Origin of the sequence: Microvirga lotononidis (assembly GCF_034627025.1) — a bacterium.
Taxonomy (GTDB): domain Bacteria; phylum Pseudomonadota; class Alphaproteobacteria; order Rhizobiales; family Beijerinckiaceae; genus Microvirga; species Microvirga lotononidis.
In genome coordinates this window covers 1,564,212-1,577,378 of sequence record NZ_CP141048.1, presented here as the reverse complement: position 1 = coordinate 1,577,378, position 13,167 = coordinate 1,564,212, and the positions used below count along the sequence as shown (strand labels likewise).

General features: G+C 64.9%; 12 protein-coding genes. 4 read left to right on the top strand and 8 right to left on the bottom strand.

All coding sequences use genetic code 11. The annotated features are described in order from the left end of the window. Positions 1–53 precede the first annotated feature (53 nt). The 5 genes from U0023_RS07435 to U0023_RS07415 form a co-directional block, all read right to left on the bottom strand. Positions 54–374 (bottom strand): HPr family phosphocarrier protein, encoded by a 321-nt coding sequence (locus U0023_RS07435; RefSeq protein WP_009490431.1) that lies wholly within the window; start codon positions 372–374, stop codon positions 54–56. Between the two features lie 5 nt (positions 375–379). After that, positions 380–778 (bottom strand): PTS sugar transporter subunit IIA, encoded by a 399-nt coding sequence (locus tag U0023_RS07430; RefSeq protein WP_009490430.1) that lies wholly within the window; start codon positions 776–778, stop codon positions 380–382. Positions 779–866: 88 nt separating this feature from the next. Further along, complete coding sequence (locus U0023_RS07425) at positions 867–1,322, bottom strand: HPr kinase/phosphorylase (protein ID WP_009490429.1); 456 nt, start codon at positions 1,320–1,322, stop codon at positions 867–869. Continuing rightward, positions 1,319–3,172 carry a sensor histidine kinase gene (locus tag U0023_RS07420; RefSeq protein ID WP_009490428.1) on the bottom strand — a complete coding sequence of 618 codons (1,854 nt, stop codon included), beginning with the start codon at positions 3,170–3,172 and terminating at the stop codon, positions 1,319–1,321. Before U0023_RS07420 ends, U0023_RS07425 begins: the two co-directional genes overlap by 4 nt. A 90-nt stretch (positions 3,173–3,262) precedes the next feature. Beyond that, positions 3,263–3,961, bottom strand: a complete 699-nt coding sequence (locus U0023_RS07415) for a response regulator transcription factor (protein WP_009490427.1) — start codon at positions 3,959–3,961, stop codon at positions 3,263–3,265. 511 nt (positions 3,962–4,472) lie between these two features. On the opposite strand from U0023_RS07415, the gene U0023_RS07410 reads away from it, so the two are divergent. From U0023_RS07410 to U0023_RS07400, 3 genes are all read left to right on the top strand, one after another. Further along, positions 4,473–6,083, top strand: coding sequence for a phosphoenolpyruvate carboxykinase (locus tag U0023_RS07410; RefSeq protein ID WP_009490426.1), 1,611 nt, complete (start codon positions 4,473–4,475; stop codon positions 6,081–6,083). A gap of 177 nt (positions 6,084–6,260) precedes the next feature. Continuing rightward, positions 6,261–7,175, top strand: a complete 915-nt coding sequence (locus U0023_RS07405; protein ID WP_009490425.1) for a DMT family transporter — start codon at positions 6,261–6,263, stop codon at positions 7,173–7,175. Continuing rightward, positions 7,168–7,956: an SDR family NAD(P)-dependent oxidoreductase gene (locus tag U0023_RS07400; protein ID WP_009490424.1), complete on the top strand. Its 789-nt coding sequence runs from the start codon at positions 7,168–7,170 to the stop codon at positions 7,954–7,956. Before U0023_RS07405 ends, U0023_RS07400 begins: the two co-directional genes overlap by 8 nt. A 109-nt stretch (positions 7,957–8,065) precedes the next feature. On the opposite strand, the gene U0023_RS07395 is transcribed toward U0023_RS07400, so the two are convergent. The 3 genes from U0023_RS07395 to U0023_RS07385 form a co-directional block, all read right to left on the bottom strand. Further along, positions 8,066–9,109, bottom strand: a complete 1,044-nt coding sequence (locus U0023_RS07395) for an aldose epimerase family protein (protein ID WP_009490423.1) — start codon at positions 9,107–9,109, stop codon at positions 8,066–8,068. 61 nt (positions 9,110–9,170) lie between these two features. Continuing rightward, positions 9,171–10,892: an L-arabinonate dehydratase gene (gene araD, locus U0023_RS07390; RefSeq protein WP_009490422.1), complete on the bottom strand. Its 1,722-nt coding sequence runs from the start codon at positions 10,890–10,892 to the stop codon at positions 9,171–9,173. 119 nt (positions 10,893–11,011) lie between these two features. Beyond that, positions 11,012–11,800, bottom strand: coding sequence for a FadR/GntR family transcriptional regulator (locus U0023_RS07385; RefSeq protein WP_009490421.1), 789 nt, complete (start codon positions 11,798–11,800; stop codon positions 11,012–11,014). A 350-nt stretch (positions 11,801–12,150) separates the two neighbouring features. Here U0023_RS07385 and U0023_RS07380 point away from each other — a divergent pair, with 350 nt between their 5' ends. Continuing rightward, positions 12,151–13,131, top strand: a complete 981-nt coding sequence (locus U0023_RS07380; protein WP_009490420.1) for a Bug family tripartite tricarboxylate transporter substrate binding protein — start codon at positions 12,151–12,153, stop codon at positions 13,129–13,131. Positions 13,132–13,167: the final 36 nt, after the last annotated feature.

The window sequence follows — 13,167 nt, the reverse complement described above, 5'->3', positions numbered from 1 at the left end:
TCACCGGCACAAGACCGGTGATGAGGTGTGGAGCAATTGCTTGTGCCGAAGACCTACTCGTCCTCGCCGAACCTGTTGGCGAGCAGGTCGTCGATGGCCTGGAGGCAGGCCTGGGCGTCCTCGCCCTTGGCCGTCACCGTGATGGAGGTGCCCTGGGCGGCCGCGAGCGTCAGGAGGCCCATGATCGAACGCCCGCCGACGGTCTCGCCGCAACGGGTCACGGTCACGTCGGAATGGAAGCGTTCGACGGTCTGGACGAACTTGGCCGAGGCGCGGGCATGCAGGCCCCGGCGGTTGATGATGGGAAGTTCCCGGACCTCGGCTCCATCCGGTACGGGAGCCGGAGGGCAATCCTCGTCGCTGAGCCTGTGCATGACGGTCACTTTCCGGAGAGAACGCGCGAGGCGATGTTGATGTATTTGCGCCCCGCCTCCTGGGCATGGGAGACGGCGTCGGACAGGGATTCCTCGTCACGGACCGAAGCCAGCTTGATCAGCATGGGCAGGTTGATGCCGGCTACGACCTCGACCGAGCCGTTCATGCAGGACAGGGCGAGGTTCGAGGGAGTGCCGCCGAACATATCGGTCAGAACCACGACCCCCTGGCCCGTATTGACCCGGCAGACGGCGGCCATGATGTCCTTACGCCGAGTTTCCATGTCGTCGTCGGGGCCGATCGTGATCGTTTCAAGCTGCTCTTGAGGACCCACGACATGCTCGAGCGCCGCTTTGAATTCCGTCGCGAGCTGCCCGTGGGTGACGAGCACCATTCCAATCATAATGTTACAAGTCCGAACGCTCCGAGAGCGGAGCCGCTATTTTGTGCACTGCGAAGCCAAGCGCAAGAGCATTGAGAGGAAAAGTTCATCACAGTGTCACGACCGTGTCGCAAACACCACTCAGGCAGGCCAGGGCGACATCCGGCGAGCTTGCCCCGGCCGGCATCCGGATGCGAGGGACCATGACGCCGCAGATCTCGACCCTCCTGTCCTCCTCCTCCGGGTAGCGGGCAGGGGCGTCGGAGAGGTCGGCCACCAGGCGTACCACGGCGGCGCTCTCGAAAGGCTGGCGGACGATACCGAGGCCGAAGACCTCGATGCGGCCGCCGAGGGGCACCACCGGCCGCGCCAGGAGGCGGCCGTGATGCGCTTCAAGGAGGGTGCGGTCGTCGCTGACCAGTCGTCCGAAACGGCCGGCCCTGAGGGCGAGCGACACCACCTCGCGGGCCAGCGTCGACTTCCCCGATCCCGAGGCGCCCCGGATCAGGAGGCCCGCCTCGCCGACGAGCACGCAGCCGGCATGGATCGTCTCACGCTTGCTCAAGGAGCCTTCTTCCCGGCGTCGCGCCTGACCTTGTCCCTGTCCTTCTTCTCCTGCTCCTTCTTGGCCCTCGCCCCTTCGACGGGCAGGCGGATGACGAAGCGGGCGCCGAGGCGCACGGGCTCGCCATCCTCGTCGGGAGGGCCGAGCCGGTTCTCGGCCCGGATCGTGCCGCGATGGGCCTCGATGATCTGGCGGGAAATGGACAGGCCGAGACCGGAATTCTGGCCGAAACCCTGCTCGGGCCGGTCCGTGTAGAAGCGCTCGAAGATCCGGTCGAGGGCATCCGGCTCGATGCCGGGCCCGCTGTCCTCCACGAGGATCTCCACCTGGTTCTTGCGGCGGCGCATGGAGACGTTGACGGTTTCGTCGGGCGGCGAGAAGGAGCGGGCGTTGTCGATCAGGTTGTTGAAGACCTGGCCCAGGCGGCTGTCATGGCCGAGCACCAGGAAGGCGTCGCGGCCCTGAGCCTGCCTGTCGATGCTGAGGGTGATCAGCGGGTCGCCGTCCTGGCGACGTTCGTTGGCGACCGACACCACCGCGTCGAGCAGCTGCACCATGTCCACCGGCTCCGCGTCGGCACGGGCGAGTTCAGCGTCGAGGCGCGACGCGTCCGAAATGTCGCTGATCAGCCGGTCGAGGCGCTTCACGTCGTGCTGAATGATCGACAGGAGGCGCTCCCGGGACTCGTCGCTGCGGGCGAGCGGCAGGGTCTCGACGGCGCTGCGCAGGGAGGTCAGCGGGTTCTTCAGCTCGTGCGCCACATCCGCCGCGAAGCTCTCGATGGCGTCGATGCGGTTGTAAAGCGCCCGGGTCATGTCGCGCAAGGCGCCGGACAAGTGGCCGATTTCGTCGGACCGGGTGGTGAAATCGGGAATCTCCTGGCGGGACTTCGTCCCCCAGCGCACCCGTTCCGCCGCTTCGGCCAGCCGCCGGACCGGGCCCGCGATGGCGCCGGCGAGGAAGAGCGACAGGACGATCATGACCACGGCCGCCACCAGGAAGACCTGGAGCAGGGCGAACCGCTCGGACGCGATGATCGCGTCGATGTCGCCTTCCTGGGTCGAGAGCAGCAGGGCACCCTGGACCGTGCGGAAGCGCTGGACCGGCACGGCGACCGACACGATGGTCTCGCCGCGGTTGTTGACGCGCACCACGCTCGATTGCTGGCCGGCGAAGGCCTGCTGCACCTCCGGCAGGGACTTGCCGTTGGCCGGGCCGACCTCCTCCAGCACCGGACGTCTGGTGCGCCGGAACATCTTGCGGATGCTGTTCCAGGTGCGCTCGATGAAACTCGTCGTATCCTCGACATTGGCGACCGGCGGCAGCTCCATGCGCAGGATGTCGCCGCGGGAATAGAACGACCTGGAATCGAGCAGCAGGGTGCCTTCCCGGTCGAAGATCCGGGCCCGGGTCTTGGTCGGCGTCACGAGCCGGCGCAGCAGGGGAGCGACGCGTTCCGGATTGATGGAGAACTCGAGCGCCGAGATGGTCTCGTCGTTGAACCGCTCGGTCTCGCCCGCCTGCATCTGCAGGAGCTGGTCCGGGTCGATGGTGATGGTGTTGGTCTCGACCGTGGCGGAGCTCGCGATCGCGCCCGCGATGATCTCGCCCTGGGTGAGGAGGCTCTGCACCCGGGCCTCGATGAGGCCCTCGCGGAACTGGTTGAGATAGAGGAAGCCGATCAGCAGGGCCACGAGGCCGGCCAGGTTGAGCACCACGATCCGCCGCGTCAGGCTCGACGAGCCGCGCTGCACGATCATGCGGCCGAAATGCTTCAGCCGCGCCAGGATGCCCTGAGGGGCCGGCGGATCGTCGAACGCCGACTCGGCGTGGATGGGGTCAGCCTTCATGCCACTCGTTCAAGCCCGATCCGGTTCCCTCGTCCCGGACCATGGCCGCCGTTCCAGGTTGTCTGCCAGGGTGCTTGCGCCACCAAAGCGTCAGGCTTCCTTGAAACGGTAGCCCACGCCGTAGAGGGTCTCGATCATTTCGAAACTCTGGTCAACCGACTTGAACTTCTTGCGCAGGCGCTTGATGTGGCTGTCGATGGTGCGGTCGTCCACGTAGACCTGGTCGTCATAGGCCGCGTCCATCAGGGCATTGCGGCTTTTCACCACCCCCGGACGCGTCGCGAGGGCCTGCAGGATCAGGAATTCCGTCACGGTGAGGGTCACCGGCTCGCCCTTCCACGTGCAGGCATGGCGCTCCGGGTCCATCTTGAGCTGGCCGCGCTCCAGGGCCTTCGGATCTGCCTCCTTGGGGACGGTCTGGTCCTTCGGCGCGAAGCGCCGCAGGACGGCCTTCACGCGCTCGACGAGAAGGCGCTGGGAGAACGGCTTCCGGATGAAGTCGTCGGCACCCATCTTGAGGCCGAACAGCTCGTCGATCTCCTCGTCCTTGGAGGTCAGGAAGATCACCGGCAGGTCCGACTTCTGCCGCAGGCGACGCAGGAGCTCCATGCCGTCCATGCGGGGCATCTTGATGTCGAAGATCGCCAGATCCGGAGGAGCATGCTTGAGACCGTCCAGAGCCGAGGCCCCGTCCGTATAGGTCTGAATGCGGTAGCCCTCCGCTTCGAGGGCGATGGAAACAGAGGTCAGGATGTTGCGATCGTCATCGACAAGGGCGATCGTTGGCATGAACTCTTCCTTGGTTTGGCACAAACTATGTCAGATTTTCGTATCGTCTGACAACGCAGGAGGCCCTAGAACGTCCCCAACTGCGCCTTTCTCGTGGCGTAAATATGGTTTCCCCTGGCCGAGACCAGGGGCGGCCCTGATAGTGGTGTCTAAAGCAGCCCCCTTCAACCGCAGATGAACGATCCATGACGGTTCCGACAGGATCTGCCTCTGCGGCATCCCCATCGGCATGCATCGGATAGCCGGCTGAAATGGCCACTCGATCATACGAAAGAATTCGGAAAATACCTTGAAATTCGAGGGATTGAGGCCGGTTGAGGTCTGGCTCTCGGAAAAATAGAATGCGATGAAATGACCTGAGTTGACGGCACCGTCAGGTGACCTAAAGAAGGTTCCATGTTCAAGCGAGGCGGCAAAGTCTTGCCCGAATTGTTTGGCCTACCCCATGTGACGGTCATCGGACGGCGGCTGATCCGGCTGCGCGGCGACCGCCAATCAGGAGAAGTCTTCCGTGGAAAATATCGGCGTCTTCAACAGCGCACAGGGCGCTGAGGCCTCCGGCCTCCGCAATCTCAAACGGGTCTACTGGAACCTCGAGGCGCCTGCTCTCTACGAGCAGTCCCTGACCCGGGGCGAGACCAGGCTCGTGCAGGGCGGTGCGCTTCTGGCCGACACCGGCGTGCATACGGGCCGCTCGCCCAAGGACAAGTTCGTGGTGCGCGACGAGACCACGGAGAACACGGTCTGGTGGGACAACAACGGTGCCATCACGCCCGGTCATTTCGACACCCTGCTGGCGGATTTCCTCGCCCATGCGGAGGGCAAGGAGCTGTTCGCGCAGGATCTCTACGGCGGCGCGGACCCGGCCTACCGGGTCAAGGCCCGCGTCTTTACGGAATATGCCTGGCACTCGCTCTTCATCCGCAACCTGCTGATCCGTCCCGACCGGGGTGAGCTGGCGGATTACGCGCCCGGCCTGACCATCATCGACCTGCCGTCCTTCAAAGCCGACCCGGCCCGGCACGGCTGCCGCACGGAGACGGTCATCGCCTGCGACTTCAAGCGCAAGATCGTGCTCATCGGCGGCACGTCCTACGCGGGCGAGATGAAGAAGTCGGTCTTCACCTATCTCAACTACGTGCTGCCGGCCCAGAAGGTCATGCCCATGCATTGCTCCGCCAATGTGGGCGACCAGGGCGACGTGGCGGTGTTCTTCGGCCTCTCCGGCACGGGCAAGACCACGCTCTCGGCCGATCCGAACCGCGTCCTGCTCGGCGACGACGAGCATGGCTGGGGGCCGAACGGCGTGTTCAACTTCGAGGGCGGCTGCTACGCCAAGACCATCCGTCTTTCCCGCGAGGCCGAGCCCGAAATCTTCGCCACCACCGAGCGCTTCGGCACGGTGCTGGAGAACGTGACCATCGATCCCATCACGCGCCTTCCCGATTTCGACGATGCTTCGAAGACGGAGAACACGCGCTGCGCCTATCCGCTCGACTTCATTCCCAATGCGAGCGCCACCGGCCGCGCGGGCATTCCGAAGAACATCGTGATGCTCACCTGCGATGCCTTCGGCGTGCTGCCTCCCATCGCGAAGCTGACCCCGGCCGAGGCCATGTACCACTTCCTTTCCGGCTATACGGCGAAGGTCGCGGGCACGGAGAAGGGCGTGAAGGATCCGGAGGCCACCTTCTCCACCTGCTTCGGCGCGCCCTTCATGCCGCGTCACCCGTCCGAGTACGGCAACCTGCTGCGCGATCTGATCGCCAAGCACTCGGTGGATTGCTGGCTCGTCAACACGGGTTGGACCGGCGGCAAGTACGGCGTCGGCCGGCGGATGCCGATCCGCGTCACCCGCCGCCTGCTCACCGCCGCGCTCGACGGCTCGCTGTCCCGCGCCGATTTCCGTCGCGACCCGTATTTCGGCTTCGCGGTGCCGACCTCGGTGCCCGGCGTCGAGCCGCACATCCTCTACCCGGTGAAGACCTGGCAGAACAAGGCGGAGTTCGCCGAGACCGCCAAGCGCCTGATCGACATGTTCAACGAGAACTTCAAGCGCTTCGAGGGCCATGTGGATGCCGATGTCCGCTCGGCCGCGCCGCAGACCTCTATCGCCGCATAACGACGATCTCGATCTTCCTAACGGAAGGCGGCCTTCGGGCCGCCTTTTTGTTTGCCCGTCCCACCGGCAGCGCTCCCCACCCATGCGCTGCGGGAATTCCGACTCACTGAAAAGGATGTATGATGACAGGCAAATAAGATGGGGCCGAGAGCCTCATAAGCCAGGTGGGATACGCCCGTGACCCGATTGACAGGTGTCCTTTTTGCGATTGCCGCAAACGGGCTTTTCGCAACCAGCGACACCCTGGTGAAGCTCCTCTCCCTGCATTATCCCATCTTCCAGATCATCGCCATGCAGGCGAGCGTCGCCTGTGTCGTGGTCGCAATCGTCATCTGGCGCGACAAGGCCTACAGGCTCTCGGCGGTGCGCAATCCGAAGATGCTGATCGGGCGCGGCTTCCTCGCCGGCGTGGGGACGGTTTCCGGGTTCTATGCCTTCTCGCTCCTGCCGCTTGCGGACGTCTATGCCATCACCTTCGGCTCGCCGCTCGTCGTCACGGTCGCCGCCGCGTGGCTCCTGGGCGAACGTACGGGACCGGCACGGTGGATCGCGATTCTCGTGGGCTTCTCCGGAATCCTGGTCATGGTGCAGCCGGGCTATGCGGCCTTGTCGCTCGGCCACCTGGCGGCGTTCCTCAACGTCTTCGTCGGGGCGAGCGTCATCCTGATCATGCGCACCATCGGATCGCAGGAAAACCGCGCCATCATGGTGGCGGCCGTAATGGCCGGCCAGCTGACCGCGAGCCTGCCCGGCCTGTCCCTGAGCCATGCGCCCGAGTGGAGCGATGTCGGGCTCGTGATCGTCTCCGGCCTCGTCATGGTGTCGGCGCAGTTCCTGATGATCGAGTCTCTCCGTCGCGCGCCGGCCTCGAGCGTCGCGCCCATGCAATACACCAAACTCATCTGGGCCCTTCCGGTCGGGCTGTTCGTGTTCGGCGACGAGCCGAAGCTGCATGTTGTCGCCGGTGCGCTCGTGGTGATCGGATCGGTCCTGTACCTCCTCGACCATCAGCGAAGGGCCGACAACAGGCTGGCCCGGCGCCGCGAATCGTTGATGCGGCAGGATTGTCTGGAGGAGAAGAAGCTTGGTTGAGCATCAGGACGCCATGCCAGGATCGCCGTTCTCGCTGCAGGGCCGGACGGCTCTCGTCGTGGGCGGATCGAGCGGGATCGGCAACGCCATTGCGCACGGCTTCCAGGACAGCGGCGCCCGCATCGCGATTGCCGCCCGGACACCCGAGAAGGTGAAGGGAGCGACGCTCCGCCTTCAGGAGAAGGATCCGTCCGCGCGAGGGTATGTGGTGGATGCTACGCGGCCGGAGGAAATCGACCGGCTTGCCGCGTCGGTCCTGGGGGATTTCGGTCCTGTGGACGTCCTGGTCGCCTGTCAGGGCACGACCATCCTCAAGCCCGCCGAAGACGTCACGCCGGCGGAATACGACGAGATCATGCAGACGAACCTGCGCAGCGTGTTCTTCACCTGCACGCGCTTCGGCCGGGCGATGCTGGAGCGAGGGTCGGGCTCGATCATCACCGTCGCGTCCCTGTCGGCCCATCGCGGCTGGCCGCTCGCCTCGGTCTACGCCGCGAGCAAGCATGGCGTCGTAGGGCTGACGAAGACCCTGGCGGCCGAATGGGCCGAGCGCGGCGTTCGCGTCAACGCCATCTCGCCGGGATTCTTCATGACGGAGCTGAACCAGTCCAAGATGAGCCCGAAGCGCAAGGAGAACGCGCTCCTGAGAACGCCCGCGGGCCGCTTCGGGCAACGCGACGAACTCGTCGGTGCCGCGATCTATCTCGCTTCGCCCGCATCGGGATTCGTGACGGGCACGGTGCTCAACGTGGACGGAGGCTATCTCGCTTCCGGCATCTGATCGGCTACAGCATCGGACCTAAAAGTGGGCCAACTTTTAGTCTGATGCTTTTTCTGAGCTGGAGCATAGTCGGGCGCGGAAAACCGGATTCCCTTTTCCGCGCGACGCTCTAGACGACGAAGAACGGGATGCGCATCACGTGCCGGTATGTTTCGCCCGGACGCAGCACGGCGGAAGGGAAATGCGGCACGTTCGGCGCATTGGGAAAATTCTGCGTCTCGAGCGCGAAGCCGGCATGCCTGTCATAGACGGCACCGCCCTTGCCGACAGCCGGGACCTTGCCGAAATGGTTGGCCGTGTAGAACTGCACGCCCGGCTGGTCGGTCCAGATTTCCAACCCGCGGCGTGATACGGGATCGACCGCACGCGCCGCGCGCCGCAGAGGTTGCCCGTTGTCGTTGAGGCAGAAATTGTGATCGTAGCCGGCCTCCGGCAGTTGCGTGATGTCGTCGATCATTGCGCCGATCGGCCGAGACGACCTGAAGTCGAAGGCGGTTCCGGCGACGGGCGCCAGCTCGCCGGTCGGGATCTTGCCGGGGCCGACGGGCGTGTAATGGTCGGCGTCGATCAGGAGAACCTGGTCGCGCACATGACCGGATTCATGACCGGCGAGGTTCCAGTAGCCGTGATAGGCGAGGTTTACGACGGTCGGACGGTCCGTCGTCGCTTCCATGGTGATCTCAAGCGCGGGATCGTCCGTCAGCCTGTACGTGACCGTCGTCGTGACGGCGCCAGGATAACCCTCGTCGCCGTCGGGACGCTGCAATGTCAATCGGACGGCCTTGTTCGCCGTATCGGCGTCTCCGGTCCAGATCCGCTTGCCGAACCCCCGAAAGCCGCCATGGATGTGATTAGGCGCTTCGTTCGGCGAGAGGGAATAGGTCGCGCCGTCGAGGGTGAAGCGCGCATCGGCGATGCGATTGGCATAGCGGCCGCAGATCGCGCCCGCCGAACCCCGATTCTTCACGTAGGAGGCCGGGTCGTCATAGCCGAGGACGATGTCGGCCTGCCGCCCGTCGCCATCGGGGACGAACAGCCGGCTCAGGGCGGCCGCATAGGTGATGATCGTGGCGCGGATCTGGCCCGCCTCGATCTCGAAGACTTCGACGGGCTCGCCGTCGATCGTGCCGAAGGTGGATGTCTTGATGCTCATGAGCCGATGGGAAAAATGCCGGCAGCGCCGCGATGCGGCGGCACTGTCGGCCAGGGGAGGATCAGTGGATCTCCGGTTCCGGCACGCCGCCGGATCCTTCGAGGAAGTCGAAATCGCAGCCCTCGTCGGCCTGACGGATATGCTGCGCGAAGAGCTTGTTGTAGCCGCGCGGATAATCGCGCGGCGGTGGCGACCAGGTGCGCAGGCGGTCCTTGATCTGCTCGTCGCTCACATGAAGATGGATCGAGCGGTTCGGCACGTCGACCGTGATGAGATCTCCCGTCCTCACGGCCGCCAGCGGCCCGCCGATATGCGCCTCCGGCGAGACGTGCAGGATGCAGGCGCCGTAGCTGGTGCCGCTCATGCGCGCATCGGAGATGCGCAGCATGTCGCGCACACCCTGCCGCAGGAGCTTCTTCGGGATCGGAAGCATGCCCCATTCCGGCATCCCCGGCCCGCCGATGGGGCCGGCATTGCGCAGCACCATGATGTGATCGGGCGTCACGTCGAGGTCGAGGTCGTTCACGGCTTTCGTCATCTCGTCATAGGTGTCGAAGACGATGGCCGGCCCCGTATGCTGCAGCAGGCGCGGCTCCGCCGCCGGCGGCTTGATCACGCAACCCTTCGGGGCCAGATTGCCGCGCAGGATGGCGGTGCCGCCAGAAGCCGCGATCGGCTTGTCGAGCGGGCGGATCACGTCGTCGTTGTAGACGGCAGCACCTTCCAGCGCGTCGCGCAGGGTGCCGGTCACGGTGCGCTCGTCCAGATGCAGCAGCGGCGCGAGGCGGGAGAGGAGGCCACGAATGCCGCCGGCGATATGGAAGTCCTCCATCAGCCATTGGCCCGAGGGCCGCACGTTGGCGATCACCGGCACCTTCTGGGCGAAATCGTCGAAATCCTGCAGCGAAACCTCGATGCCGGCGCGCCCCGCCATGGCCACGAGATGGATCATCGCGTTCGTCGAGCCGGCGAGGGCGTTGTGAACCATCAGGGCGTTCTCGAACGAGCGCCGCGTGAGGATGTCGCTGGGCTTCAGATCGTCCCACACCATCTCGACGATCTTGCGTCCCGTGAGGCTCGCCATGCGCGGATGGGCGGCGTCGACGGCCGGGATGGAGGCGGCGCCAGGAAGGCTCAGGCCCAGCGTCTCGACGATGGATGTCATGGTCGAGGCCGTGCCCATGGTCATGCAGGTGCCGGGCGAGCGCGCGATGCCGGCCTCCATGTCGTTCCATTGCTGGTTCGTGATTGTGCCGGCTTCCTTCTCGGCCCAGTACTTCCAGATGTCCGATCCGGAGCCCAGGATCGTGCCGGCATGATGGCCGCGGATCATGGGGCCGGCCGGCATGAAGATCATCGGCAGGTTCATGCTGATCGCGCCCATGACCGTGGCGGGCGTCGTCTTATCGCAGCCGCCCATGAGCACCGCGCCGTCGATCGGATGGGAGCGCAGGAGCTCCTCCACCTCGAGCGCGAGAAGATTGCGATAGAGCATCGTGGTCGGTTTGACGAAGTTCTCCGACAACGACAACGCCGGCAGCTCGATGGGGAATCCGCCCGCCTGCCAGACGCCGCGCTTCACATCCTCGACGCGCGCGCGGAAATGCGAATGACAGGGGTTGATGTCGCTCCAGGTGTTGATGATCGCGATGACCGGCTTGCCCATGAAGTCTTCACGGGCGTAGCCCATCTGAAGCGTCCGGGACCGGTGCCCGAAGGAGCGCAGATCGGTGACGCCAAACCAGCGGTAGCTTCTCAACTGTTCGGGCGATCGCTTGGCCATTCTTGTTTCACTCCCCGCGCCTGCGGCGCAAAAGCCATATGTCATACAACTTTAAAAAGTCGTCGCCGTTTTAAGGCCAGCTGTCAAGGGCAGCCGGCCCTTTTGCTTATCGCGCCGGATCAAGCTTTGGCGGCTGAGCGGACCTTGACGGGTTTGGCCGCGGACTTGCCGGACGCCTGCAGAATCCGGGCCGAATAGCGGTTGCGGCTGTTGGCCAAATGCGCGCGCATCATGGCGGCGGCGAGGTTCGAGTCGCCCATGGCGATGGCATCCCGGATCGCCCTGTGTTCGCGCTCGATCACGCTGAGATAGTCGCGCTGGCGCTGGTCCATGCCCACCGGGTCCGATTGGCCGGAGCGGCGCGGGACGGCGAATTCTCCCAGGAAGTCCAGGAAGCGGGCGAAGTAAGGGTTCTTGGTCGCGCCCGCGAGGATACGATGGAACTCAAGATCCGCCGCGATGCCGTAATCCTCGCCCTTGGTGATGTTCTCCAGGGCGCGGTCGAGCGCAGCCATTTCCTCGTCGGTTCGCCGCACTGCGGCCAGCGACGCGGCCTCCACTTCCACGGCAAGGCGCAGTTCCAGCATGGCCAGGATATCGTCCACCTCGCCGTTGCTGAGCGATGCGAAGAAATCCGATTTCGGCGGGGGTGGGAGCACGAAGGCGCCGGCGCCCTGCCGGGTCTGGACGAGCTTTGCGGCCTTCAGCGCCGCCACGGCTTCGCGCACCACGGTCCTGCTGACCCCGGCTGCCGCGGCGAGCTCGGCCTCGGTCGGCAGACGATCGCCCGCCTGCAGCCGTCCTTCGGCGATCTCGCGGGAGATCGCTTCCGCCAGATCGCTCACGAGATTGCGCTTGCGGGCGACGGTGTTGAGGGACAGGTCGGAGAGGAAGGAGCGATCGTTCATGGAGCCGTTGATGCCTGTTGCAAGGCGCTGAGAAGGAAGATGTCCGGATGCTGCTTCCAATCGGTTCGGAAGCGATCCGCCAAGCCTGCGCCGGGTTCCGGAGCTTCGACCGGCCGCACGGGCCATGTGCCCGATCCGGCAGGCCAACTTGTCGTATGTCCCACTACCGTGCCGGCATCTCCCAAGTCAAAAGAAATTGTTATTACAGCAGCTTTCCCTGGTGGAAATCCGCCACCGGGAACCGAGTGTGCACGGTCGCGGCGCGCTTGTCAAAATTTGTATGTTGCCATACAAGATAGGCCGCAGTTCCAAGGCCTCGGCTCGATAAGATGGAAACAGGGAGAGAACGCATGAAGACATGGCTCGCTGCAATCGGCCTTTCGCTCCTCGGCGCAGGCGCGGGATTCGGCTCCGCGCAGGCGCAGGCTCCGGACTGGCCGCAGAAGCAGGTCACGATCGTCGTGCCGTTCGGCCCGGGCGGAACGACCGACCTGTTCGCCCGCATCGTGGCCGAGCAGCTTCATGCGAAATACGGCAAGCCCTTCATCATCGAGAATCGCCCCGGCGCCGGCGGCAATATCGGCACGACGGCGGTCGCCAAGGCCGCGCCGGACGGCTACACGCTGCTCGTCGGCACAGTGAGCACGCACGCGATCAATCCGTTCCTCTACAAGAACCTTCCCCATGACGCCGAGAAGGACTTCGTCCCGATCACGGGGCTGGCGAAGCTCCCCAATCTTCTGGTGGTGACCCCCAAGATCCCGGTGAAGACTTTTGTGGAATTCGTCGAATACGCGAAGCAGAATCCCGGCAAGCTGAACTACGGCTCGTCCGGGGCCGGAACATCGCAGCATCTCGCGGCCGAGCTGTTCCAGCTCAAGACCGGCGCCAAGATGACCCATGTGCCGTTCCGCTCATCCCAGGACATCGTCAACGGCCTGATCGGCGGCCATATCGATCTGGCGTTCGACAACATGACCATCGCCTGGCCCCAGGCGCAGGGTGGAACCGTGCGGGCGCTCGCCGTCACCAGCCCCGAGCGCAGCCAGCAGGCTCCCGAGATCCCGACCGTCGGCGAGACGCTGACCGGTTTCGACGCGACCTCCTGGAACGGGCTGTGGGCCCCGGCCGGCACCCCGCAAGCCATCGTCGATACGATCGCGGCCGACGTGAAGACCATTCTCGAAAAGCCCGAGATCCAGAAGAAGGCGGCCGAAATGGCCTCGACCACCGCGGCGATGACTCCGAAGCAATTCGCCGAATACATCCAGAGCGAGCGGCAGAAATGGTCCGAGGTCGTCAAGACCGTCGGTATCCAGATCGGCCAGTGAGAACCCACCCTTGACGAAGGCGGCCGGGCGATGCCC

What these genes read in the sequence shown, in the direction of transcription:
- U0023_RS07435 (WP_009490431.1), bottom strand. Translation starts at nt 374, where the DNA reads ATGCACAGGCTCAGCGACGAGGATTGCCCTCCGGCTCCCGTACCGGAT.
- U0023_RS07430 (WP_009490430.1), bottom strand. Translation starts at nt 778, where the DNA reads ATGATTGGAATGGTGCTCGTCACCCACGGGCAGCTCGCGACGGAATTC.
- U0023_RS07420 (WP_009490428.1), bottom strand. Translation starts at nt 3,172, where the DNA reads ATGAAGGCTGACCCCATCCACGCCGAGTCGGCGTTCGACGATCCGCCG.
- U0023_RS07415 (WP_009490427.1), bottom strand. Translation starts at nt 3,961, where the DNA reads ATGCCAACGATCGCCCTTGTCGATGACGATCGCAACATCCTGACCTCT.
- U0023_RS07395 (WP_009490423.1), bottom strand. Translation starts at nt 9,109, where the DNA reads ATGAGCATCAAGACATCCACCTTCGGCACGATCGACGGCGAGCCCGTC.
- araD (WP_009490422.1), bottom strand. Translation starts at nt 10,892, where the DNA reads ATGGCCAAGCGATCGCCCGAACAGTTGAGAAGCTACCGCTGGTTTGGC.
- U0023_RS07385 (WP_009490421.1), bottom strand. Translation starts at nt 11,800, where the DNA reads ATGAACGATCGCTCCTTCCTCTCCGACCTGTCCCTCAACACCGTCGCC.
- U0023_RS07380 (WP_009490420.1), top strand. Translation starts at nt 12,151, where the DNA reads ATGAAGACATGGCTCGCTGCAATCGGCCTTTCGCTCCTCGGCGCAGGC.